Source organism: Alkalibacterium sp. AK22 (assembly GCF_000585255.1).
Classification (GTDB): domain Bacteria; phylum Bacillota; class Bacilli; order Lactobacillales; family Carnobacteriaceae_A; genus Alkalibacterium.
Genome location: NZ_JANL01000018.1, coordinates 1 through 22,706 on the forward strand (window position 1 = coordinate 1; position 22,706 = coordinate 22,706).

A 22,706-nucleotide genomic window follows, 5' to 3' on the forward strand; every position below is an offset into this window, starting at 1 on the left:
CTCTCGAGGTGCCGCGCAAACTCCTTTTCCGGCGCAACTCGTAGCCACTTTCTCTCGAGGTGCCGCGCAAACTCCTTTTCCGGCGCAACTCGTGACCACTTTCTCTCGAGGTGCCGCGCAAACTCCTTTTCCGGCGCAACTCGTGGCCATTTTCTCTCAAGGTGCCGCGCAAACTCCTTTTCCGGCGCAACTCGTGGCCATTTTCTCTCAAGGTGCCGCGCAAACCCTTTTTCCAGCGCAACTCGTGGCCTATTCTTCTCGAGATGCCGCGCAAACCCTTTTTCCAGTGCAACTCACGCACAGTTCCTCTGGAGTTAAACAATATTCTCTCGTTACGAAACCTGTTTAATCCGATGCTAATTAGTCTATGAAATCAGTGAAAGCCTGTGTGATCCTTTGAGGACGGGTAATTGCGCTACCTACCACTACAGCATGAGCTCCCAGATTCAGGCACACCCTCATTTTTTCAGGACTGTCTATCTTCCCTTCTGCTATGACCGGAACATTGATATGAGTCAGGTATTGCTTCATCAGTCTATAATCATCCTGGAAAATATCACGGCTTCTTGTATAATTTGTGTAGCCAACTAAAGTTGTTGATATAACATCAAATCCAAGCTGCTCTGCCTTTATCGCTTCATCTAAAGTAGCGGTATCTGCCATTAGAAGGATTTTACCATATTTCTCTCGTATGGCTTCAACAAATTCAGCTAGTGTCTGATTTGAAGGACGATTTTGACTGGTTGCATCCAAAGCAATCATATCACAGCCAGCGGTCATCAGTTCATCGATTTCTTTCATCGTTGGAGTAATATAGACAGACGAGTTTGTATAGTCTCTTTTGACAATACCTATAATCGGCAAAGAGACCTCTTTTTTTATTGCCAGTATATCTTCTTGGGAATTCGCTCGTATCCCTACAGCTCCTCCCATTTCAGCGGCTTTGGCCATCTTACCCATTATGAAAGAACTATGCAGTGGTTCGTCTTCAAGAGCCTGACAGGAAACCACAAGCCCGCCTTTAATTTTATCCAGCATCCTCATGCTTCCTCCCCTATGTGTTATGTATAAACTATTTAAAAGTTAACATAAAAAACTGCCCGGTCAAAGGCTTACGCCTCCCTATTTCCTAGGCAGTTAATAAACTAATACAATGAAAGATGACCCTTGCATGGAAGAGGATTCTTGACCAGTAAACAAGGGTCGAAGTTCCTTCAGTAAACTTGGGGGATTTCTTGAAGTTTATAAACGGGTAAAACAGAAAATAAACAAGGATGATTAAGCGGGTAAGCTGTCTGGTGGGTTCAGTGTCGATAAAAACGAATGTCCCTAGTTCATTTACTTAGTCACCTAAGGTTAAAATAACGACATTTAATATTCATTAATATCCACTACTGACTGTTTTAAAGTGCAGCTGCGAGGAGTGATTGGTTGTTTTTGAATTAACCATATTCTAATCCTAATCAAGTAAAAATGCAATCAAAATACTTATATTTTTACTAGAAATATTATTAAAAAATTATAGATTAAAACAAAAAAATAAACTTAGTAACTATTTTTTATTTAAATAAGATATTTTTGTACTAATATATAAGCTTTACTTACTTTACAATAGTATTTCAAACTAAAACATATGTATTAATAATCGAAAAATAAATTAAAATACTCTCATATATTACGGCAGATCACTTTTTTATTTGATCTGTTCTCTATACTCAGCTAAAATATATATACTTATTACTGAATTTTATTCATAATTTTATTCAATATAAAATAATACATTAACTCTAAATTAACTTGATTGTCTCTGAATCATTCAAATGAGCCGAATTCAGGATAAACAAATTAGACCTATTATAAACAAGCGTTATAAAGTATCACTACAAAGCGAATTTTATTCATGTCTCCTTCACATTTTTTTCATAATTTGGGAGCAGAACCCTTTACAGTGTCTGCCCCCTTTAACTATATTCAGCCCAACCCGAATGTGCTTAGACGACTGTTCAGTACGTCTACGCTATTAAAGAGCTGCTTTTTCTTGCTGAAAGCCTTATTCCAAAGCGCAAACTGCTCATGATCGGTGTGGTCTGGACTACTAAGGGCTTCCATAAAGTACGCATACCCTGCTTCTCCACCAATGTCTTCAGGTACTGGGTCTCCAATCATCATCTTCAGTTTCGGTTGTGCGGGAGTTTCTTGAGTCCACATTCTTCTCACATACACCTGATGTTCCCAGTAGTCACCAAAATCATAGACATAAGAAAAATGTCTGTTGTCATCATAACCAATCAGATCAGCCAGAAGATACGCTTCTTCTGGCTCACTGTCTTCTTCGATATCATAGTACAGCTGCCTTGCCAAATACAGCTGCTCTGAGTCAGTCAATTGCAGGCCATCTTCCATGATAAACTGGTGTCGATGGTTGTTTTCCCACATGAAAACGGTCTGAATAATTGAATGTAGAGCCTTGTACGAAACGTGCATGGGGATGTCAATTATTCGGATAATATCATTTTGACCAGTCAGTTTGAGGCGCACTTCAATCTCCGCCATCCAAATATTCAACTTCAATGCAGTCAAGTGCTCATGACACTGATATTTAAATAACCCCAATGCATTAGTACTCTTCCTTTTGCCAGCATAAAGGGTGTTGACCTCAAAAGACCAGGCATCCTGAAAGCAGTCATCATCGTTCAGCAAGTAGGCATAGTCTTTTACTCGCTGTGCTGAAGCAATATTTTTACCTATAAGTGTCAAGTCTTTCCCGGCACTGGCGCTATAGTTCTCGAAGGCAGCAAAAAACAAATGGGTTGACTGGTCAGAAAAGCCTAAGCGCTGCATCGTCCGGTCCAGAGCCTCTGATATATGATCTCCAAATTCGTTATAATCTTCGTCGTAGGGATTAAGAAAAATCAGTGTCAGCCCGTGACTGTCATTTGTCAAAACAACGCATTCATTCTGATCAATTTCAAACACATTACCGTGCCAGCAGTAAAAAGGGGATAGTGGTTTTTCTTCCTCCAGATGAGCATTGAACTGCACCGTGCTGTTCGCTTCATTTGTAGTCTTCTCCGCATTTCTAAATTTCTTTAACAATTTTTTTGTTAGAAAAAAATGCACGTCCTCACTCCTCCGAAATAATCTGTACCGATAGTATAACATGCAGCAGGATGAAAAAACTGCGGAATTCTAAGTCCAGACAGATACTGGTGTGCAACAACTGGCTTTAACCATAAGAGAGCCCTTATGCCTACCTTTATACTGGAAGGCAACAAAAAAGTCTGAAGCCAAACAGGCGACAGACTTTTCGTCATCAAAAAATAAGTTATCCGGCACGGCAGTTGAAACGTACCAAATAAAGGGGATCAGTCCCTAAAAATCAAAAATTTCTGTATCCGGTAGCTGACAAAAAAGATACAGGCATCCGTCAATATCTTCAAATACAGCTCACGTAAGCCAGTCAACCCAAATAACAGGCTGACTCCATATGCTGACACAAGCGCTTCGACAGCGACCAAAGCATAATAAAAGAAAAGTGTCTGTTTAAAGCTCTGCTTGCTTTTAAACACAATAGACCGGTTCATCAGATAATTGTACAAGGAAGACCCTGCTCGAGCTATTATAGTAGCCAGTAGAATACGGCGGCTAGAGGGCAGTATACCCAGAAGAAGAATAAATACTTGGAAAAGTGAAATGTCGATTAAAAACGAAGATAAAGACACACTCATGAAAGCAACAAAATTTTTTACAAGGAGCCAGTAGATCTCTAGAGAATCTTTCAAAGGTCTGAAATGAGTTCCTTGATTGTCATTAATATAAATCGTCTCGATTGTACATTCAGATATGGTCATTTTTTTCCGCACTGCTTCAATCAGCATATTTGTTTCATAACTAAAGCGTTCGCCTTCTAAACTCACAAAATACTGCAGAATATCCAGAGTCAGCCCTCGCAAACCTGTCTGAGTATCCTTGAGCTTGCGGTTGTAGAAAAGTTGAAATACTTTACTCGTCAGCGTATTACCCAGTCGACTCTTGAAGGGGACCTGACTGCCTGAAAAAGAGCGGCTGCCGAGGATCAAAGTTTCTTGCCTGCTTCTCAGTTCCTCACAAATATGTATAACATCATTTAGTCGGTGCTGACCATCTGCATCTACAGTAATAACTCCCTCTGCCTGAGACAACTCTTCGTTTTTTAATATGTAGTCAAAAGCCGTTTTGAGCGCCCGCCCTTTTCCTTGATTAACCACATGCTGAAGAAGCCTAACGCTTTTGAGTCCTGCACACTGAGTGAATAGCTCTGCACTTTCTTCGCTGCTGCCGTCGTTGATGATGATGACCGATAGGAATTCTTCGCTGACTAAAGATTTGACATATTCAAAAAAGCTTTCTTCCGGATCAAGTACCGGAATAACGATAACACAGTTTTTCATAAAGGACCTCTCAACTGTCTGTTGTATTTTGTCAATGATTTTAGCTTATTTATCAACTTACTGGTTATATTTATCATCATAGCATATTTTACTGGGTTAAAACATAGAGAACACTCATGTTTTAAACCCAATTTGGGACGTTTTGCTTGCACAAAAAAACCTCCTAACCACTGAATCAAACAAGTGGTCAGGAGTCAGAGGGTCATAACTCCCAACTGCCGGGCATGTCAGGCACAGAGGGCTCTAAATTTATATTGTCTGTATCGATTCAAGGTACTTAACTATTTTTTATATAGAGCAGTTCAAACAATGACCGGCTGAGGTTTTCTTCCTCTAGCTCGTTGATCATAGCCAGTAAGCTGTATTCTTCCAGATCCTTATTAAACTCTTCATACAAGTGATCTTTTAGAAAATAGCCAACTTGGGCAATGTTCAAACGCTCAAAAAGTTCCTGATTGATGTCCTGCTCTCCCACAGCACTGAATCCTTCGAAAAAGATTTCCAGGTTGCAGTTAAGGCGACACTCTACCGTAATCGATGTCCGATTGAGCTCCTTTGAATAGGTTTTATTAATCAACTTTCCGTTTTTTATGTGTAGAATCGTGACCGGCTCTGAAGCATTAAAATGAATCGTATGCCGGCGTCCTTTAGGCATGATTTGACGGTCTCCAAATATGTTCATACAGATTGACTGCTCATTAATGTTCATACTAAAGTCCGAATTCATACGAAAACCGTTCTGATCTTCAACCATACTATACCCATTGGACTTTCCAGGGTAGACCAACCATTCGATTTCTTCCGGAAGTTCGCCGTTGACCGTTTCTGTCGGCCTGGCATCCAGCGGGATAATTGCACCTTCCTTAGCGAAGACTGGCATGTCCTCAGGCTTTCTGAAAATCTGAAGTTTGGCATTTCCTTTATAGCGACGATTGGAAAAAATATCAAACCAGTACCCTTCAGGGAAGAATATAACATCGCTGCCGTATAGAGTCTCATCATCTTTTTTAGAAGTGATCGGTAGGACTAGCAGTTCACTTCCAAAGAAATATTCGTTCTTGATATCGTAACTCTGCTGTTCAAAAGGATAGTGATAGTAGACAGGCTGGACTAGCGGAATGCCTTTTTCATGGGTCAGAACATTCGCTGTATACAAGTAAGGCAGCAGCGCATGTCTCAGACGTAAAAATTTAGTCATATTGGCTTTGACCGGGTCACTGTAATTCCAAGGTTCTTTGCTTGAAAAAGCACTGTTCGAGCTATGAAGGCGATTGATTGGACTAAAGACACCGAACTGGAACCAGCGCTGGACCAGCTCTTCGTCTTTGTAGCCTCGATAATGCCCCCCAATGTCGTGACTCCACCAGGTATAACCGATATTGGACGAGGTTGAAGTCAGGTACGGCTGGAAATTTAAAGAGTCCCAGGTTATCATGGAATCTCCCGAAAAGCCAATCGGATAACGGTGGCTGCCTGGGCCAGCATAGCGGGATAAAATCAATGCCTTCTCCCCACGGTCTTTTAAATCATGAAAATGATAATGATTCAGAAGCCAGAGCGGATCAATGTCGCTGGAGCTGTACTCTCCCTGCTGCCAGTCAATCCACCAGAAATCGATACCTTCCTCTTCAAGGGGATGATGGACATCCTCAAAGTATGCTGCTCTAAAATCCGCATCCATCAGATCAAACTGGGCCGGTTCCTCAATTACCTGATTCAAATCAAGACGCCTCGCTACGGTTTCGTACGGGTCTTCAAACGCTCGAATTCCATCTGCCGGGTGAACGTTCAAGGTCACCGCCAGGCCCCGTTCATGAAGGTTAGACAGAAAACGCTTAGGATCAGGGAAAAAATCCCGATTCCAGGAATAACCCGTCCAGCCACTGCCGTACCTGCTTGGAACATCGGTTTTGTGCCATTCCATGTCGATGACACTCACCGACAGTGGAATCTTTTCCGCCTCAAAGCGATCAATCAGTTTCAAGTAAGACTCTTCCGTATATTTCCAGTAACGACTCCACCAGTTCCCCAAAGCATATCTGGGCAGGAGTGGCGGAAAACCGGACAGGCGGTAAAAATCCTGAATAGCCTCTAAGTAGTTACGTCCATAGGCAAAAAAGTATACATCTGTGTGAGGATTGTCTTTAACCCCAATTACCTCTTTTTCGTCAAAAATAAAGGATTTAGAATCATTCAAAGCAGCATAGCCGAACTCGGAAATGATACTTTCCTCCAGCTTAGCATGGCCGTCAACACGGTCCAGGGTTCTTAACGTTCCTTTAAGTGTATCGACTGACTGCCCGTAATACCAGCGGTTCGTGTAATTGGAGTAGTTATAGCGCACATCGATGTGCAGATTTCTTGGCGAGAACTCTTTTTCCTTGATGTATTTAAGGTGGAAAGTCCTTGTTGTGATTTCAAGTGTATGCTCTGTTTCTTTAAGCTCATACTCGACTTCTCCCAGTCCCCGATGCTTGACGAGCTGCGTCGCCCGGTCCTCAAAATAGCCGGTCTGAGAATATTCCATGCGGATCAGTTTTTCTGTGATTAGGGTGAAGCGGTAGTACTTCCCTTGTATGATTTGTTCCTTTCCTGGCATTAATGCTTCTTTTTTCATATGTATCCCCTCTTCTATTAGTGTGTTTGCTGGTTCTTGATTTTTTTCAGTTTCCATAAAAACAGATAGTAGGTAGAATAAATTGTTACTGCGGTGCCGAACAGGATGAAGATAATGACGCTCAAAGAAAATATGATGTACTGAATACCGATGAAGAAAACAAAATTCAGCAAAGAGAAAACCGGCTTTGTCAAAATGAGGACCATCACCTGTTTGAATTTCCAGCTAAGTGGCATGTCATAATGGGCGTCAAAGTACAGCAGATTGAATGCTGCCAGATTAAGATAAAAAATGACCACGACGGGCAGTAACCAGAAAATAAAATGACTGTCCCTTAGACTATAGACCAGGCTACCGGCAAGCGTCATTAGTCCAGCATAAAACATCCCAATGACAAAGCTGTTTTTATACCCAGAAAAGAAGCTTCGGAAGAAATCAGAAAAACTGAAACTGCCGTCATTCTTGACCAGCTTTCTAGTACTGGAAATCAGTGCCTGCAAGCTGGGGAAAAATAGGACAGGTAAAAGCAGACTTACTAAAGTCAGTAGAATATAAAGCTGACTGGTTTCAGTTGACAGCCCGATTTGAATCATGGTCGCCATAAAAGGCATATTTATGACAAACCAGACAACATTTAAAACAATCAGCTGCAGCAGCAACTTGGAAAATTCATTAATGGCCAGATATACTTTTCCGCCCAATGGCCTCGACTCCTTTGTATATAAAGTAATAATAGCATAACTGTCTCAATAAAAAGATTAAGACCGCTCGCCTGCTCAAAAGCTGAACAGAAAAGCAGTCTTTGCAACAGATGTCAGCTTACTTGACTGCTCCTTCAGTCACCCCTTCAACAATGGTCTTCTGAGCACTAAAGTAAAAAATGATGACTGGAAGAATGGCAATCGTCAAGCCTGCAAGGGCAAGGTGCCACTGCCGTGTATACTGTCCGAAGAAATAAAACATCCGAATCGGTATCGTTTCATTTCGACGGCTCAAAACTAGTGACGGAAGCAGGTAATCGTTCCAGATCCAGATCACATTTAATATAGCAACTGTGACTGATATTGGACTCAGTAATGGAAAAACGATGCGGAAAAATATCTGGAACTTGTTGGCTCCATCGATAATAGCTGCCTCATCCAGTGAAGTGGAAATCCGCGTCATCGCTCCGTGGTAGAGGAAAATAGCCAAGCTGCCACCAAAGCCCAAATACATAAAAATCAGTCCAGCCCGGTTCAGCATACCAGCGCGACCAAAATTAGCTGTTAGCGGAATCATAACCGACTGAAAAGGAATCAGCATAGCTGCAACAAAAGTAAGCAGAATAAAGCTGCTTAAACGACTTTTGTTTCTTGCCAGAGCATAACCGGCCATCGATGAAAAAAGAATAATAACGCCGACACTGACCAGCGTGATCAAAAGTGAATTAAAAAATGACCGGATAAAGTTCAAGTCATCGAACGCCACGACATAATTGTCAAAATTAAATGCGCTGGGAAAATTCAGTACATTAGCAAATATTTCTCTTGGGACTTTAAAACTGTTGACTAGCATCAGGTAAAAAGGAGAAATCCATACCAGCCCCAGCAGAATGCCCAGGATCTCAAGAATCAGGTACTTCCGGTTTTCCCGGGCCCGGTAACTTTGTGCTTTTCCCTTATCCATTACAGATCGACCTCCCTTTTCTTATTGTAGTAAACTTGAGTCAATGAAAACAAAGCGACGATAAAGAAGAAAACAACCGCTTTGGACTGTCCATAAGCCATCTGGTTGCTGGAAAAGGCTGTGTCGACAATATTCATGGCGACCATCTGAGTGGAGTTGAACGGTCCCCCACCGGTCAGCGATAAATTCTGATCATATATTTTAAAAGAACTGGACAAAGTCAAAAACATGGAAACAGTAAAGCCAGGTGCAATTAAAGGAAAGATAATGAAACGGAATTTCTGGAAAGGCGTAGCCCCATCGATATTGGCCGACTCAATCAGTTCCTTGGGTATGCCCTGCAAATAAGCAATGTAGATAATCATAATGTACCCAGCCTGCTGCCAGACCATCAGGATCACTAGTCCCCAGAATCCCGTTGTTGGTGTAGACAGCCAGCCCATAAGCCCGTCTATGCCTGTAAAGTTTCCTAAAGCTGCAAAGACCCGGATAAAAATGAACTGCCAGATGAATCCTAAAATTAGTCCACCAATTAGATTAGGCATGAAAAACACCGTTCTTAATAAATTTCTAGATTTCAGCTTACTGGTCACCAGAACCGCCAGGCTCAACCCCATGACATTCAAAACGATGACACTCACAAAAGCAAAACGAAAGGTGAACCACAAGGACTGCCTGAACTGACTGTCTTCCAGTAGACGACGGTAGTGCGTCAGTCCGATAAAATTATTGAATCCTAGTCCGTTCCAGTCCGTAAAGGAATAAAAGAACCCCATAAACACCGGGAGAATAACAACCAGGGACAAACTTAATATGACCGGTGTAATAAACAGCCAGAAGCTTAATTCTTTATTTTTCATAAAATCATTCCTTTCATGCATTGATACTAAGCTTTAACAGGTCCTGCTTTAAGTAAAAAAGGAGCCATATAAACACACAATATATGGCTCCTTTCCCAAAATTTACTGAAGAGATTCCCAAGCTGAAATAGAGTTATCAATCATTTCATCCCAGCTCATTTCGCCTCCGATATAAGCCTGTATATTCGGACCGAATTCATTGTTGGTCCAGCCTGTCGGATAGCCATTGAATACCCAACCGATGGTTTCCCCTCTTTCTGAATAATCATAAACAATTTGTGACAACGGATCAGCGATGTCCATGTCTTCATAGCCTTCATAGGAAGGAATAAAGTTGAATTCGTTAATGACAAAGTCCTTTCCTTCATCGGACAGATACATCCAGTCTAGGAAATCTTTCGCTGCTTGAACGGTTGCATCATCGCTGTTGCTGTTCACGCCCCAGTAGTTCGGAATCCCAACAGGCAGGTGATTTTCGTGCCCTTCCAGTGGAATGGGGATCATGCCGACACTGTTTTCAGCAAAGTCCGGATCCATCTGTTCGAGAGTTGGATACACCCAGTTTCCCTGCTGGATTATGGCTACCTGACCTAGTGAGAAATATTCCTCCACTTGCTGGGAGTAGTCCAGGCTCAAAACAGGTTCGATAGAATAATCTACCTGAAGATCAAGCATGCGCTGGAATTCGTCTCCTCTTTCAAAGGTTACAGTATCAGCTGCATACGCTTCGTTGACGCTTTCGTCAAATTCATGTGCCAGGAAGACGTTGGACAGGTGGTTGCCCGGCACCCAGGCTTCAGCACCAGGGAAAGCAAACACAGCCTGTATATCCAGCTCGTCGAGATTTCCGTCAATTGTCTGGACCGCTTCTTCCAGGTCTTCATAGGTACTGATTTCTTCAGCATCGATTCCTGCTGCTTCAAAAACATCTTTATTGTAAATAAAGCCGTAACCTTCCAGGTTGTATGGCAGCGCCGTCACGGTCCCGTCGTCTTCGGTGACGTCATCAAGCGTACCCTCCAGAGCAGCCGCTGCTGCTTCCGTGTCGGAAAGGTCAGACAAATACTCTGCCATCTGCTCAAATTCATTTGGCCCCGCTACACTGAAAATATCCGGCTCATCGCCGGCTGAGAAACGGGTTGTTAACTGTGTGAAATAATCGGTGCCTCCTCCGACAGATGTGATGTCGATCGAGATATTCGGGTTCTCGTCCATATACATTTGAGCCAGATCATTAAACTGGCTATTGAATTCGACTTTACCCTGCATGATTGTCAAACTTATGTCTTCACCGGATGCCCCGTTGCCATTGCCGTCATCTCCATTACCGTTGCCGCCGTCTGTACCCGGAATATCCCCCTCGTTTCCACAGGCAGCAAGCAGCCCAGCTGCAGAAAAAAGCAATAGACCCTTGTAAAAATAATTGCGTTTGAACATTATATTTCCTCCCTTTTATTTGTTTATTTTTAACTCACATATAATCATGTAAGTGTATACAAAGTTAATATATAGCAAAGAATAGGAATAAGCAATCCATTTACGCCAAAATGATAACGTTAACATTTTACTCTAATATAAACACTACGCTTTATTTTGAGAGAGCGGACATATGATATAGAGGTTTATCATTCGGCTCTGGCTGCTGGCAGAAAAATCGCAGCCTTATAGGGCCTCAGCTCACATGTATTGTAAGCAAACGGTGTGGCGTCGCTGTAGTTGGAGTGGATCAGGCCTGAGAACTTTCGGTCATAAGCAAGAGACACTTTTTGATCAGAGTAATTGACAGCCACAAGCAGGCGCTTTTCGCCCAACACCCGTCGAAAACAGATCAAAGGTTTGCCGGGTGTATGATACGGCTCGAAATTCCCGTAGACAATTAAACCACACCAGCGGCTACGGGTCCGCAATTGGATCAGTTCCTTGTAGTGGTTCAGGACCGACTGGCTGTCTTCTTTCTGGTGAGCGGCATTGAGGTCTTTAAAATTGGAATTCACCTTCAGCCAGGCTGCTTCCTTACTGGTAAAACCTGCCTGCTCTTGGTCGCTCCACTCTTTGCCTACCTGGTTGATGCCATCGAGCATACCGTAACGGCACTGAACTACCGGCTTGTTATTCTGCAGACTCGCGGACGGGCGGAACTTGAGCATTTTTACGTTGAACTTATTCAGAAGAACCAACTGGACGGACTGATCATTACCAATCTGGAAGCAACGACCCCCTTGATCGATCAGTTGATTTTAGAAGGTAAAATCGTTTTGTGCAACCGATATCGGGGACAGACCAGGCAGACTGTTATCGGCATAGACGAAGAACAAGCCAGCTATGAAGGGACGGATCTGCTGCTTCAGCATCGTCACAGAAAGATTGCCTACTGTACCGCAAAAAAGGAAATCGAACAGGATGACCGCTTTACTGGCTTTTTAAATGCACACAGAGTACATGATTGCCGCTTTGATCCTCTACATTACTATACTGAAGTCCGTTCCATCGCCGACGGACGCCGACTGATTCAAGAGTTGGATCTGGACTGCCCCTACCGTCCAACAGCTTTCTTTACTAACAGTGATGAAGTTGCAGCCGGGATGGTCAGTGAAGCAGGCCGGTTAGGTATACCCATTCCTGACAGTCTATCTATTTTAGGTTTCGATGATCAGATGATCGCCAGCTTGACACAGCCGGAAATCACCACCATCCGTCAGCCCATTCAGCCGATGGGTGAACAGGCAGCACGCCAGCTGATCGGTAAGCTGGAAAAATTCGAAGAGAACTCTGATGAAGCAGCTGAACTTACTACCGAGCTGATCATTCGTCAAACTGTCGGGTATTTGAAGGGGTTTTGACCTGTCTAATAAATGAATAAGAAAGGATTTGTACTCCCTCTGATCTATAGCGTCATTTTTTGTCAACTCTGGCTAGTAGTCAAGATTCTGTTCAGCTGAAGTCCTGAGTATTCAGCTGTAATACCTGTCTCTCTTGCTGCCGTGCTCTGCATAGTTTTTCTTGAGGAACTGTCTGATTGAATAAGGGGATACTTTCTTTTTCGCCCAATCGTGTATACTGTTTACTGTCAGCTTTTGTTCAGGAAAAAGGATGCAGTATTCCCTGACTAGCTGACTGATAGAATCATAGACACATTGGCTTTTTTGGCATAATTGACAAACGCACTTCTTATATTTTTGTTGTATTGACAGCTGCCTGCAGCTACTGCAGTAGACTCCCTTTAGTAAGTCCGTATAATAATAAAGGGGAAAAGTCTGATAATGATTCGGATCATTCTCCTTGCTGTGTTCGGTTAGTAATTTCACCAGGGCAGCATCTTTGGCTCTGGCATTGTTTTCGCATGGCAAGCTCTGAATCTTGCTAGCATGCTTATTCATTAAGCTAAGTAACAAGATAGACCGGTCTACTGTACTGGTATAAAGGGTGAAATTCGGATGAATATAAACGACAAAAGCTTCAATACTGTAACTGATTTTGCGCTGGGACAAGAGCTGTCTGAGCAGTATACTGCTTCTCTCAAGCTGCACAGTCGGGTTGAGAATCTCGACTTCAGTATCATACTTGAGCAATTTATTTCCCTTTAGAATGTACTCACCTTCATAATTTTTCACCTCATACATAATGATTCTTTCATTAGTTATCAGCAAGGAGTCTACTTGAAATGTCGTACCATTAACTTTAAAGGTAAGATCCTTGAGGTGAACTCCCTTAGCCATGTGCTTTTCAATCCAATTGTCGAATGTTATCTCTCCTTCAAATCCTTTAGTGAGCTGCCTCAGATAGTGCTCTTCCTGTGCCGTAAATGTCTTACGCGTCTGAAGCACTTCCATCACCTGTAAAATTCTAGCCTTTTCTCTGATCTCCACAAATTGCGTCAATTTCTCCACCCCTTCATTTCACTACCTCTACTATGTATACTCCCTTTTTATTCCTAAAGTCATTATTATTGTGTAAAAATCTGTCAAGGCAGATTTTTTCAACTATAAGAGGCTCTGATTTTAGAGGGTTGGGCTTTATTTTCAATAATTGGCGCTTTTCTATCCCTCTCCTATAATTAACTGCAACTTTTTTTGAGGAGATGTACCCACTTCTGCCGGCTCCTTCATTTATCTGCAGCTTATTTTAAGGAGAAACACCCACTCCAGCCAGCTCCTTCATTTATCTGGGCTTTATTTTGAGGAGATGTACCCACTTCTGCCGGCTCCTTCATTTATTTGAACTTTATTTTGAGGAGATGCACCCACTCCTGACAGCTCCTTCATTTATCTGCAGCTTATTTTGAGGAGAAACACCCTCCCCTGATAGCTCCTTCATTTATCTGGGCTTTATTTTGAGGAGAAACACCCTCTCCATACAGCTCCTTCAAATATCTGTGCTTTATTTTAAGGAGATGCACCCACTCCTGACAGCTCCTTCAAACAAATAGCCTTGGTAATAAAGAAAGGACCGCTAAGCGGTCCTCACACTTAAGTCACTTCCTCAAAGAAGAAAAACAACCGCTCCCACCCGTGTAAACGGGAGAAGCGGTTGTTTACTCACTATAAAACGCTACTTACTCTGACTAATATACTGCGACAGCACGTGGGCAATATACATATGCACGTCTTCTACGATGCCGTAGTTTCTGGAAGGCACAGTTAGAGTCTGACCGGAGACTTCTTTGAGCTCTCCGTCGTAATCTCCAATTATGGACAGGGTCTTTCCTCCATTGACTTCGGCATATTTGACGGCGTCCACCAGGTTTTGCGAGTTACCGGATACCGACATGGCAATCACCAGGTCATCCGGTTGCAGGAAATTCTTTAGCTGTTCTAAAAAGACTGAATCATAGGATACATCATTGCCCAGTGCCGTCAGGATCGGTGTATTGTCCGACAGGCACAGAATCTTAAATCGCGATTTATTCTCGACCGTCGCGCCTTTGTTGAAGTCGCAGACCCAATGACTGGCACTGGCTGCACTTCCTCCATTACCGAGGACGAATATTCTTCGGTCATGGTCGCGTGCCTCGAGCATCAAAGACAAGATATCCTCGATGGCTTGTGAATCCAGCTCCGACAAAGTCTGCTGATAGTCTTTTCTGTATTCATCAATAAAAACTTGCAAACTCATTGTTGACCCCCTTACATTAAAGACTTGTATTCACTGACCACACGGTCGACGGTAAAACCGAATTTATCCATGACATCCTAAGGGTCTCCCGAGTAGCCGAAATGATCCACACTCAGGCTGCTTCCGTGATCGCCCACATAAGTTTTCCAACCAAAGGCAGAAGCCATTTCAATACTCAGACGTCTCGTCAGATGTTTAGGGAGTACGGTTTGCTTATACTCCTCAGATTGGGCTTCAAACAAATCAAAACTTGGCAGACTGACCACATTGAGCTGAATGCCTTCTTCAGCCAGCGCAGCCTCTGCTTTCAAGGCCAGTTCAACTTCTGAACCGGTCGCAATCAGGATACCTGAAGGTTCTTTGGCCTCCTTGACAAGATAGCCGCCTTTAGCTGTTCCCTGACGTGCTTTTTCAGGAGCGATAGACAGCGTTTTTGTGTCCTGCCTGCCCAACACTAGGGTTGTCGGCTTATCTACAGCATTGAGCGCCGCCTGCCAGGCTCCAGCTGTTTCGTTGCCGTCGGCGGGACGGATTACTTGCATGTTCGGCATGGACCGCAAAGCAGCCAGTTGTTCCACCGGCTGATGCGTCGGCCCGTCTTTCCCGACAGCAATGCTGTCATGAGTAAACAGGTATATCACCGGCAGTCTCATCAGTGCCGACAGGCGCATGGCCGGTTTCATGTAATCTGAAAACGTGAAGTATGTGCTGACGAACGGCAGGAGTCGGCTTAAAGCCAGTCCATTCGCAATTGCTGCCATGCCAAATTCACGTACACCAAAATAGATGTTGCGGCCGGAAAAATCATCCCGTGTGATCGCATGCGTCTGCTTGATTACAGCCTTGGTCGAACCACTTAAATCAGCCGCTCCTCCGATCAGTTCCGGTACAGCCTCGCTGATGGCATTCAACACTTCAGCGGAAGCGACCCGGGTAGAGATCTTTTTGTCCGTCTCTGTGAACTCAGGCAGCAAGTCGCTGACATCCAGTGGCTTACGGGCCTCACTAACTTGCTCCAGCAGACTATACCGCTTAGTATCCCTCGACTTCAACTGTTCTGTCGTCTTAGTCCAGCGCTCGATTTTTTCCATCACCCGTTTTTGTGATTCTTTAAAAGTCTCATACACCGAGTCCGGTACATAAAAAGGGGTATCATAGGTCCAACCCAGTGCCTCTTTAGCTTTTCTGATGTTCGCTTCACCGACTGGATCACTGTGCGCATCGCTTGTGCCTGCGATGTCCGGCAGACTGTATCCGATTACGGTATTGACTTCGATCAGAGAAGGTCCGGATGAGGCTTTGGCCCTCGTAATCGCCTGATCGATAGCTTCCAAATCATTGCCGTCTTCTACCCGGCTGTAGTCCCAGTGAATTGCTTCAAATTTTTTACGGATGTCATCACTGAAGGAGGCATCGATGGATTCATCTAGAGAGGTGTGGTTTGAATCATACAAAACAATCAGCTTGTCCAACTTCAGATGCCCTGCCAGTGACAAGGCTTCGTGACTGACGCCTTCCATCAGATCACCGTCTCCACAGATCACGTAAGTGTAGTGGTCCGAAACGGTCAGCTCATCATCATTCAAAAGGTCTTCCAGTTTGCGTTCGGCCATCGCTGTCCCGACTGCCATCGATAGTCCCTGTCCTAGTGGGCCCGTCGTAACTTCGACCCCCTCTGTATGCTTGTATTCTGGGTGGCCGGGTGTCTTGCTTTCCATATCCCTGAAAGCCTTCAAGTCATCTATCGACACATCGAATCCGCTCAAGTGCAGCAGGCCGTACTGGAGCATCGAACCGTGACCGGCTGAAAGAATAAAGCGGTCGCGGTCGAACCATTCCGGCTGACTCGGATGTATGTTCAAGTGGTTTTTCCATAAAATATAAGCCATAGGGGCTGCCCCTAAAGGCAACCCCATATGACCACTCTGCGCTTTCTCCACTGCATCCATTGCTAAGGTACGAAGCGTGTTGACTGCCAGAGTATCGTGATGGTTATTCAAACTGATTCCTCCTAATTAAGCAGGCTTTTTGCCAGGTAGATTGATCTCTTTAGGCTTTCTAATGATGGATACGATAAAGTATACAGCTACAACTGCAACAATCGAATAGATTCCGAGTCTGCCGAACCATTGGAACAAGTACCCTAGAACAATACCCACAAAGGCAAAGTCTGCATCCCCGAAGGTTGAGTTGGCAAATCCAAGCTCACCCAACAGCGGCAGCAAGATGGCCGGTAGTAGAATCAATAGGATCCCGTTCACCAGTCCACCGATGACAACCCCGCGGCGCCCTCCAGTAGCGTTAGCCAATACCCCAGCACCGGCCCCCACGAAGAAGAGTGGAATCAGGCCCGGAATGATCACTGGCAGGTTTAATAGCGGTAAAATCAGGAACATAATGAAGCCCCCGACTACGGATACGACAAAGCCAAGCAGGACCGCATTTGGCGCATAAGGGAAGATAACCGGTACATCAAGTGCAGGCTTGGAGTTCGGCACCAGCTTTTCAGAAATCCCTTTAAAGGCCGGTACAATTTCAGCGAGCATCATACGCACACCCTGTAGCACAATCACAAAACCAGCTGTAAACACGAGGGCCTGAACGATGGCGAACATGATGACGTTGTCTCCACCGGACATTTCCATAATGACATCAGCATCTGCAAACAGGAAGGTAACCACGTAAATCAAAATCATGACTAGCGCAGTTGAAATCGTGTTGTCACGGAAGAATCCCAGACCTTCAGGAATCTTAATGTCTTCTGTGGATTTTTCCTTGTCTCCGAACCATCTGCCTAACAGACCGGCCAAGGCATAGGTCACCGCATTGAAGTGCCCCATGGCGATATTGTCATGCCCCGTCACTTCACGGTAAAATGGCTGAACGATCGCCGGAGAGATGGACATGAATGAACCAAGCAAGAAAGCACCCACTGCAATCAATTCGACTCCTTCAAATCCAGCTGTTCCCAGTACAGCAGCCAGCAAGGCAGCCATGAAGAGAACATGGTGACCGGATAAGAAGATATATTTGATATTGGTGAAGCGGGCAATTAGAATGTTCACGACAAAACCAAACGCCATAATCAGACTCATTTCTGTCCCGAGAATGCTCTCAGCCAGTCCGATAACGGCCTCGTTTGCCGGAATAACCCCTTGGACATTAAAGGCATCTTCAAAAGCAGGACCTAAAGTCTCCAGGGCTCCGGCAATGATTCCCCCACCGGATGACAAAATGACAAAGCCAATAACCGTTTTCAGTGTTCCAGTAACAATTTTACCTCGGGGCTTTCTGAGTGCAACCAGCCCGATGAAAGCAATGAGCCCGATAATGATAGCCGGCTGGTTAAAAAAACTGTAAATAAAGTTCATGAATATGACCTCCTAATCAGAATAAAAATGATATTAATTTACTTCAGTGCCTCCATAACCTTGACTTTGATCGCGTCTTTGTCCACGACATTATTAACAAAAACTTTTTTAGCCTCAAAATCTTCAAGTTTACTGGCCAGCTCCTGAGTAGAAATAATCATATCTGCTGCATAACCTCCGACTGAGCCTAGATCCACTGCCTCGACTTCTGCTGAAATTCCCTCTTCTTCCATGATCTGATCGACATTCATTTTGAGAATCAAGCTTGATCCTGAACCCATTCCGCATACTGTTAAAATTTTCATCTTTATTTCCTCCTATTGGATTATTCGTTGTTTTTATTTTCCGTCAGTTTCTGTTCCAGATCCATCAACATGATATGGAACAGTGTCATGGCTGTTTCTTCTACCAGATCCGACCCCTTAAACGCAAAGGTCAGACCCTCATCCAAATGCTCTATGATCCCTCCTCCGTGGTTGCCTAAAATACCAACTGTTTTAATGCCTTTTTCCCCCGCTGCCAGAACAGCTTTAATCAGATTCGGTGACTGGGCACTACTTGATAAAACGACCAGCACGTCTCCTTCTCTGCCTAAACCTTCGACTTGGCGGGCAAAGACTTCATCATAACCATAATCATTGCCTGTTGCCGTCATGACGCTCGGATCGACCGTTAGGCTTAGTCCAGCGAACGCTTCTCTTTCGATCTTATAGCGTCCGACGATGTCGCCCGTAATATGCTGCGCATTGGCAGCACTGCCTCCATTCCCGCAAGTCATGACTTTGTTCCCGTTTTTGATGGCTTCAAACATCAGCGCCGTGATTGCATCCAGCTGACTGAACGCTTCTTCATTCAGCTCCTGAAACACACCGATCCGCTTGTTCAACTCATCCCGGTAGTTCATACGCTCTCCTTTCGGTTGATTTCACTTAAAATATCATCTTTATTTCCTGTTTTTAGCAAGTCAATAAAGGTTTTGTCATTCAAAAATCCCATCAAGTCCTTCAAAGCATTGAGGTGAGACGTGTGATCAGTAGCGGCCAGGCAGATAACAATATCAACCGGATCATTATCCGGATGACCAAAGTTGACCGGTTCCCTTAAAGTCATCAAACTCAGACCAACTTCATGAACCCCATCTTTAGAACTGGCATGCGGCATTGCAATACCCGGTGCAATAACGATATATGGCCCAAGTTCTTCAACTGAGCTGACCATCGCTTTGGTATACGTATCTTCTATTTTTCCGGCTTCTTCCAGCAGTCCTCCTCCCAACTTCACTGCATCTTTCCAGTCTTCTGCATGTACCCCCAACTGAATTGTTTCTTCTACTAACAAATCTTTTAACATAATGGGCTTAGCGCTCCTTTCTATACTCATCGTAATGGTGGACTTCGTCTGTTCAGCTTCTTCAATCGCTGTCAGATTCTGCTTGTCTTTTTCTGTCAACAAAGGGGAAACAACCAATATTGGTACCGAATACATTTCTCTTATCGGCAGTGTCGATACAATATAGTCGACCTCTTCTGCATCAATCCAGCTTTGATTCAGCTCCCTGACAGATAGGGTCCCTTTGATATCAAAGTCGAAATACTTTAAAAGCATCGTTTCCAGTAATTTGGCTGTCCCAACGCCGTAGTTGCAGACTAGCAGGATTGTTTTGTTCTTATTGGTCAAAGCCTCTTTTTCGATGTAAGAGGCGATATGAATGGTAACGAAACCTATTTCATCAGCGGTAAAGACCAGCCCCTGAGTGCTGCCTAAGTCATTTAGAACCTTTTTGACGATTTCGAACACTTCTTCATACTGGGTCCTAATATAATCAATGATTTCATTTTTCAAAGGACTCTCATTTTTCGCCCGATTGATAGCCGGACCCAGATGGAGCACTAGCGCATCAAACAAATCTTCCGACTGATTCAATGGCAAATTCAAGATTCGACTCAGTTCGTTTAGAAAAGCAATAATAAACAGGTTGAGATCAATCCAGTTGTCATCAATGATTGATTCTGCCTTAATTAGAGAGCTTTCCAAGAAGAGCTGCTCCAGGGCCTTCTTTTCTGCTTGACTGAACTCAACCCGGCACTCTTCTTCCAGTAAGTGCACATGGTCATCAATACTTTTATATTCCGGGGACAAGGCTTTGCCGTTAAGGTATGATGCAAGCAGACAACCTGACTTGACTCGGGAAACGGCGATGATCAGACCTTTGAGGATGTAATTGAAGGAAATATCGGAATAGGCTTTATTCACGTCCGCTTCAACCCCGGACACAAACTGCTCTAATACGCTTACAAATGTATGGTCCGTGTCATCTAAATACTCTTCCGCCAGCTTCTGATCACTCAGGTTCAGGTCTCTGGCATTCAGGCTAATGATTTTCATCCCGGTTTTTCTGATATGCTTTTCGTCACCACTGAAGTAATAACCTTGAGCTGATGTGTACTCGATGGTGATGTCTTCATCCTTGAGTAACTTGCGCAGCTGCCGAATATCGCCCACAATCGAGCTCCGACTGACTTCACATCTGTTCATTAAAGTATGGATATCGACAATATCCTGTGACAAGAGAATTTCGATAAAAATCAAATGCTGTCTTTTTTTGGGCAAGTAGTAATCAAAGCTCTTGTCCAACTCACTTGTCAGTTCCTTCAGCTTGTCCAGCTTACTGTCTTCTGATTCCAGAAAAACTTCGACTTTTGTCTGACGGGCCAGTGGCGGCAGATTCTTGCTGATCAGGAAAGCATCAATTTCTTCCAGATCATATCTGATTGCCCGTTCGCTGACACTGAATTCATCAGCTAGCTCATCGTAGCTTTTCTTAGCATCGTCGCTCAGTAGCTGCATAAGAATCTTCTGTGATCGTTCCGATAACTGCATTAGCATCTCCCCTTGTATCTACAGTGTAGCTCCAGCACCGAAAAAGGAGAAGAGTAAATCGCTTCCAAAATTATGAAAGTGCTTACCCTTCTCACGGCTGACGGCATTGTGATTTAGTTGTGGTTTATCTATTCCTATTATAGCTTATTTATTTAAAAACGGACAGAATGACACCTGGATAATACCCGTCATCAAAGCATTTAACACATCAAGCAACAAAGAACATATTGTTGTTCATTCCTTGTGAATTATTTTACCATGTATCCAAAATGCTTCCCTTTATCACCTGAATGATTTAGTGCTGCCTCATTTTTAAAACAAAAAATGATTGTAACTACAAAAAGGCCTGCTGATTTATAAGGCTAGTGACCTTTTTAAATCAGCAGGCATACATGAACTTTAGCCAACAGTCAGCACTGAATCAATAAACTCATTCTTTTTAGTATCTGGCAAGGTAAAAAGTTCACCTCGACTCTTCACTTAGGACCAGTCCAGGCGGACCATGACCCAAATGACGAACAGGTTAAACAAGTTGATACCTAAAGAGAAAATGAAAGCCGAAATATAAGACCCCGTGAAGTCAAAGATATAACCGACCAGTGAAATCGACACCGCTGCTCCCAGACTGGTCGCGAAAGCCAGTATAGGATACAGCCGGACAAAATGATACCGGCCAAAGAGTTCCTTGGTCAGAAGGGTCACACTCACAGACGGAATCGAAAAGATTCCTCCATATAAAAGAGCTGCTGCATAAAGCGCCCACTCTGAACGGAAAAAGATCAGCATCACACTGGCCGTACCAACTAGAACAATCATGGTAATCGTACTTTTCATTGGACCAATCTGGTCACTGATGTAGCCCATGCCCAGCTTGAAGACAATCGAACTTAACATAGCCACAGACAGCATCGTGGCACCAACTTGGTTGGACAAATCCACCGTGCCTGAAAAACCAGGAAAGTGCTGTGGCACACCGATCAGCATCGTCTGAAGCAAAGTAAAGGTAAACATTAACGCGAAAAGGGTCCCATTGACACTCTTTTGTGCTTCCCGCTTGACGGCTTCTCTTTTAACAGTGGTCTCAGCGGCCTCACTCTGTTTTCCATACGGAAGGTAGCCGGAGTCTTTAGGATCGAGTGTAAAAGGAACGAGCAGAGCCGGTAGAGAGAACAAAATAATCAGCAAGCCCATAAACTGGTAGGACAGCTCCCAGCCAACCGACTGGATCAGGCGGGTAAAGACCGGCGAAAAGACGGCTCCGGCCACACTACTAAAGCTCAAAACGATACTCATGACGAGACCATGCTTTTCTTCAAACCATTCATTGACGACAATCGTTACCGGCACCCAGGCCAGCATCCCGGTCCCGATTCCCCTGGTCGTTCCCAAGACATTAAAAAGCCAGATTGATTCGCTGAACCCCATCAGGATATTGGAAATCCCTGCCAGAAGGACTCCCGTCAGCATTACCAGCTTGAAGGGATACTTTTTGACCAGCACCCCGGCATAAAGAGACATCACGGCTTTCATGAAGAGTGTCAGGGTGTTGTGCATCGCGACTGATCCACGGTAGACTCCTAAACTGTCTGCAATAGGTGAAATAAACACTCCGTTGGTCATAATGGGCAAACCGATGGCACTAATGGTGACTCCACATAAGGTTGCTAAAACAATCCAGTGCTTTAAACTTTTATTTTTCAAAATATATACTCCTCTACTTTGTTGCTTGTCTACAATATTTCTATTATACGCTTTTCTTCATTTAATGTGT

General features: G+C 43.9%; 18 protein-coding genes and 1 pseudogene. 2 read left to right on the forward strand and 17 right to left on the reverse strand.

Annotation, left to right across the window (positions count from 1 at the left end; all coding sequences use genetic code 11):
• Positions 1–349 (forward strand): hypothetical protein (locus ADIAL_RS11520; protein ID WP_034300174.1); only part of this gene is annotated, 349 nt, incomplete at its 5' end.
• A gap of 11 nt (positions 350–360) precedes the next feature.
• On the opposite strand, the gene ADIAL_RS03635 is transcribed toward ADIAL_RS11520, so the two are convergent.
• The 9 genes from ADIAL_RS03635 to ADIAL_RS11435 all read right to left on the reverse strand — a co-directional run bounded on the left by ADIAL_RS03635 (position 361) and on the right by ADIAL_RS11435 (position 11,653).
• Positions 361–1,038 (reverse strand): N-acetylmannosamine-6-phosphate 2-epimerase, encoded by a 678-nt coding sequence (locus tag ADIAL_RS03635; RefSeq protein WP_034300176.1) that lies wholly within the window; start codon positions 1,036–1,038, stop codon positions 361–363.
• A 933-nt stretch (positions 1,039–1,971) separates the two neighbouring features.
• Entirely contained in the window at positions 1,972–3,120 is a 1,149-nt protein-coding gene (locus tag ADIAL_RS03640) for a plasmid pRiA4b ORF-3 family protein (RefSeq protein WP_034300179.1), read from the reverse strand.
• Between the two features lie 245 nt (positions 3,121–3,365).
• Entirely contained in the window at positions 3,366–4,430 is a 1,065-nt protein-coding gene (locus ADIAL_RS03645; RefSeq protein ID WP_034300181.1) for a bifunctional glycosyltransferase family 2/GtrA family protein, read from the reverse strand.
• Positions 4,431–4,707: 277 nt separating this feature from the next.
• Positions 4,708–7,047, reverse strand: a complete 2,340-nt coding sequence (locus ADIAL_RS03650; RefSeq protein WP_231492074.1) for a glycoside hydrolase family 31 protein — start codon at positions 7,045–7,047, stop codon at positions 4,708–4,710.
• Positions 7,048–7,064: 17 nt separating this feature from the next.
• A complete protein-coding gene (locus ADIAL_RS03655; RefSeq protein WP_034300183.1) occupies positions 7,065–7,748 on the reverse strand; it encodes a DUF624 domain-containing protein in 684 nt (227 codons plus the stop codon).
• Between the two features lie 118 nt (positions 7,749–7,866).
• Positions 7,867–8,712, reverse strand: a complete 846-nt coding sequence (locus tag ADIAL_RS03660; RefSeq protein ID WP_034300186.1) for a carbohydrate ABC transporter permease — start codon at positions 8,710–8,712, stop codon at positions 7,867–7,869.
• A complete protein-coding gene (locus tag ADIAL_RS03665; protein WP_034300188.1) occupies positions 8,712–9,572 on the reverse strand; it encodes a carbohydrate ABC transporter permease in 861 nt (286 codons plus the stop codon). Before ADIAL_RS03665 ends, ADIAL_RS03660 begins: the two co-directional genes overlap by 1 nt.
• A gap of 102 nt (positions 9,573–9,674) precedes the next feature.
• Positions 9,675–11,009, reverse strand: a complete 1,335-nt coding sequence (locus tag ADIAL_RS03670; RefSeq protein WP_034300191.1) for an ABC transporter substrate-binding protein — start codon at positions 11,007–11,009, stop codon at positions 9,675–9,677.
• A 188-nt stretch (positions 11,010–11,197) separates the two neighbouring features.
• Entirely contained in the window at positions 11,198–11,653 is a 456-nt protein-coding gene (locus tag ADIAL_RS11435; protein WP_197017754.1) for an alpha-amylase family glycosyl hydrolase, read from the reverse strand.
• Here ADIAL_RS11435 and ADIAL_RS03680 point away from each other — a divergent pair.
• A complete protein-coding gene (locus tag ADIAL_RS03680) occupies positions 11,609–12,412 on the forward strand; it encodes a substrate-binding domain-containing protein (RefSeq protein WP_197017755.1) in 804 nt (267 codons plus the stop codon). The genes ADIAL_RS11435 and ADIAL_RS03680 overlap by 45 nt on opposite strands.
• A 111-nt stretch (positions 12,413–12,523) precedes the next feature.
• On the opposite strand, the gene ADIAL_RS03685 is transcribed toward ADIAL_RS03680, so the two are convergent.
• The 8 genes and pseudogenes from ADIAL_RS03685 to ADIAL_RS03720 form a co-directional block, all read right to left on the reverse strand.
• Positions 12,524–13,450 (reverse strand): nuclease-related domain-containing protein, encoded by a 927-nt coding sequence (locus ADIAL_RS03685; protein WP_034300196.1) that lies wholly within the window; start codon positions 13,448–13,450, stop codon positions 12,524–12,526.
• A 670-nt stretch (positions 13,451–14,120) separates the two neighbouring features.
• The gene (locus tag ADIAL_RS03690; protein WP_034300198.1) at positions 14,121–14,684 is read right to left on the reverse strand and encodes a D-sedoheptulose-7-phosphate isomerase; all 564 of its coding nucleotides are present in this window, start codon (positions 14,682–14,684) and stop codon (positions 14,121–14,123) included.
• An 11-nt stretch (positions 14,685–14,695) separates the two neighbouring features.
• A pseudogene (gene tkt / locus ADIAL_RS03695) lies at positions 14,696–16,684 on the reverse strand (transketolase).
• A gap of 15 nt (positions 16,685–16,699) precedes the next feature.
• Positions 16,700–18,055 (reverse strand): PTS ascorbate transporter subunit IIC, encoded by a 1,356-nt coding sequence (locus ADIAL_RS03700; protein WP_034300200.1) that lies wholly within the window; start codon positions 18,053–18,055, stop codon positions 16,700–16,702.
• A 38-nt stretch (positions 18,056–18,093) separates the two neighbouring features.
• A complete protein-coding gene (locus ADIAL_RS03705; protein WP_034300203.1) occupies positions 18,094–18,360 on the reverse strand; it encodes a PTS sugar transporter subunit IIB in 267 nt (88 codons plus the stop codon).
• A gap of 20 nt (positions 18,361–18,380) precedes the next feature.
• The gene (locus tag ADIAL_RS03710) at positions 18,381–18,959 is read right to left on the reverse strand and encodes a D-sedoheptulose-7-phosphate isomerase (RefSeq protein ID WP_034300206.1); all 579 of its coding nucleotides are present in this window, start codon (positions 18,957–18,959) and stop codon (positions 18,381–18,383) included.
• The gene (locus ADIAL_RS03715) at positions 18,956–20,935 is read right to left on the reverse strand and encodes a BglG family transcription antiterminator (protein ID WP_034300208.1); all 1,980 of its coding nucleotides are present in this window, start codon (positions 20,933–20,935) and stop codon (positions 18,956–18,958) included. The genes ADIAL_RS03710 and ADIAL_RS03715 overlap by 4 nt, the downstream gene beginning before the upstream one ends.
• A 480-nt stretch (positions 20,936–21,415) precedes the next feature.
• Positions 21,416–22,636 (reverse strand): MFS transporter, encoded by a 1,221-nt coding sequence (locus ADIAL_RS03720; protein WP_034300211.1) that lies wholly within the window; start codon positions 22,634–22,636, stop codon positions 21,416–21,418.
• Between the last annotated feature and the right edge of the window lie 70 nt (positions 22,637–22,706).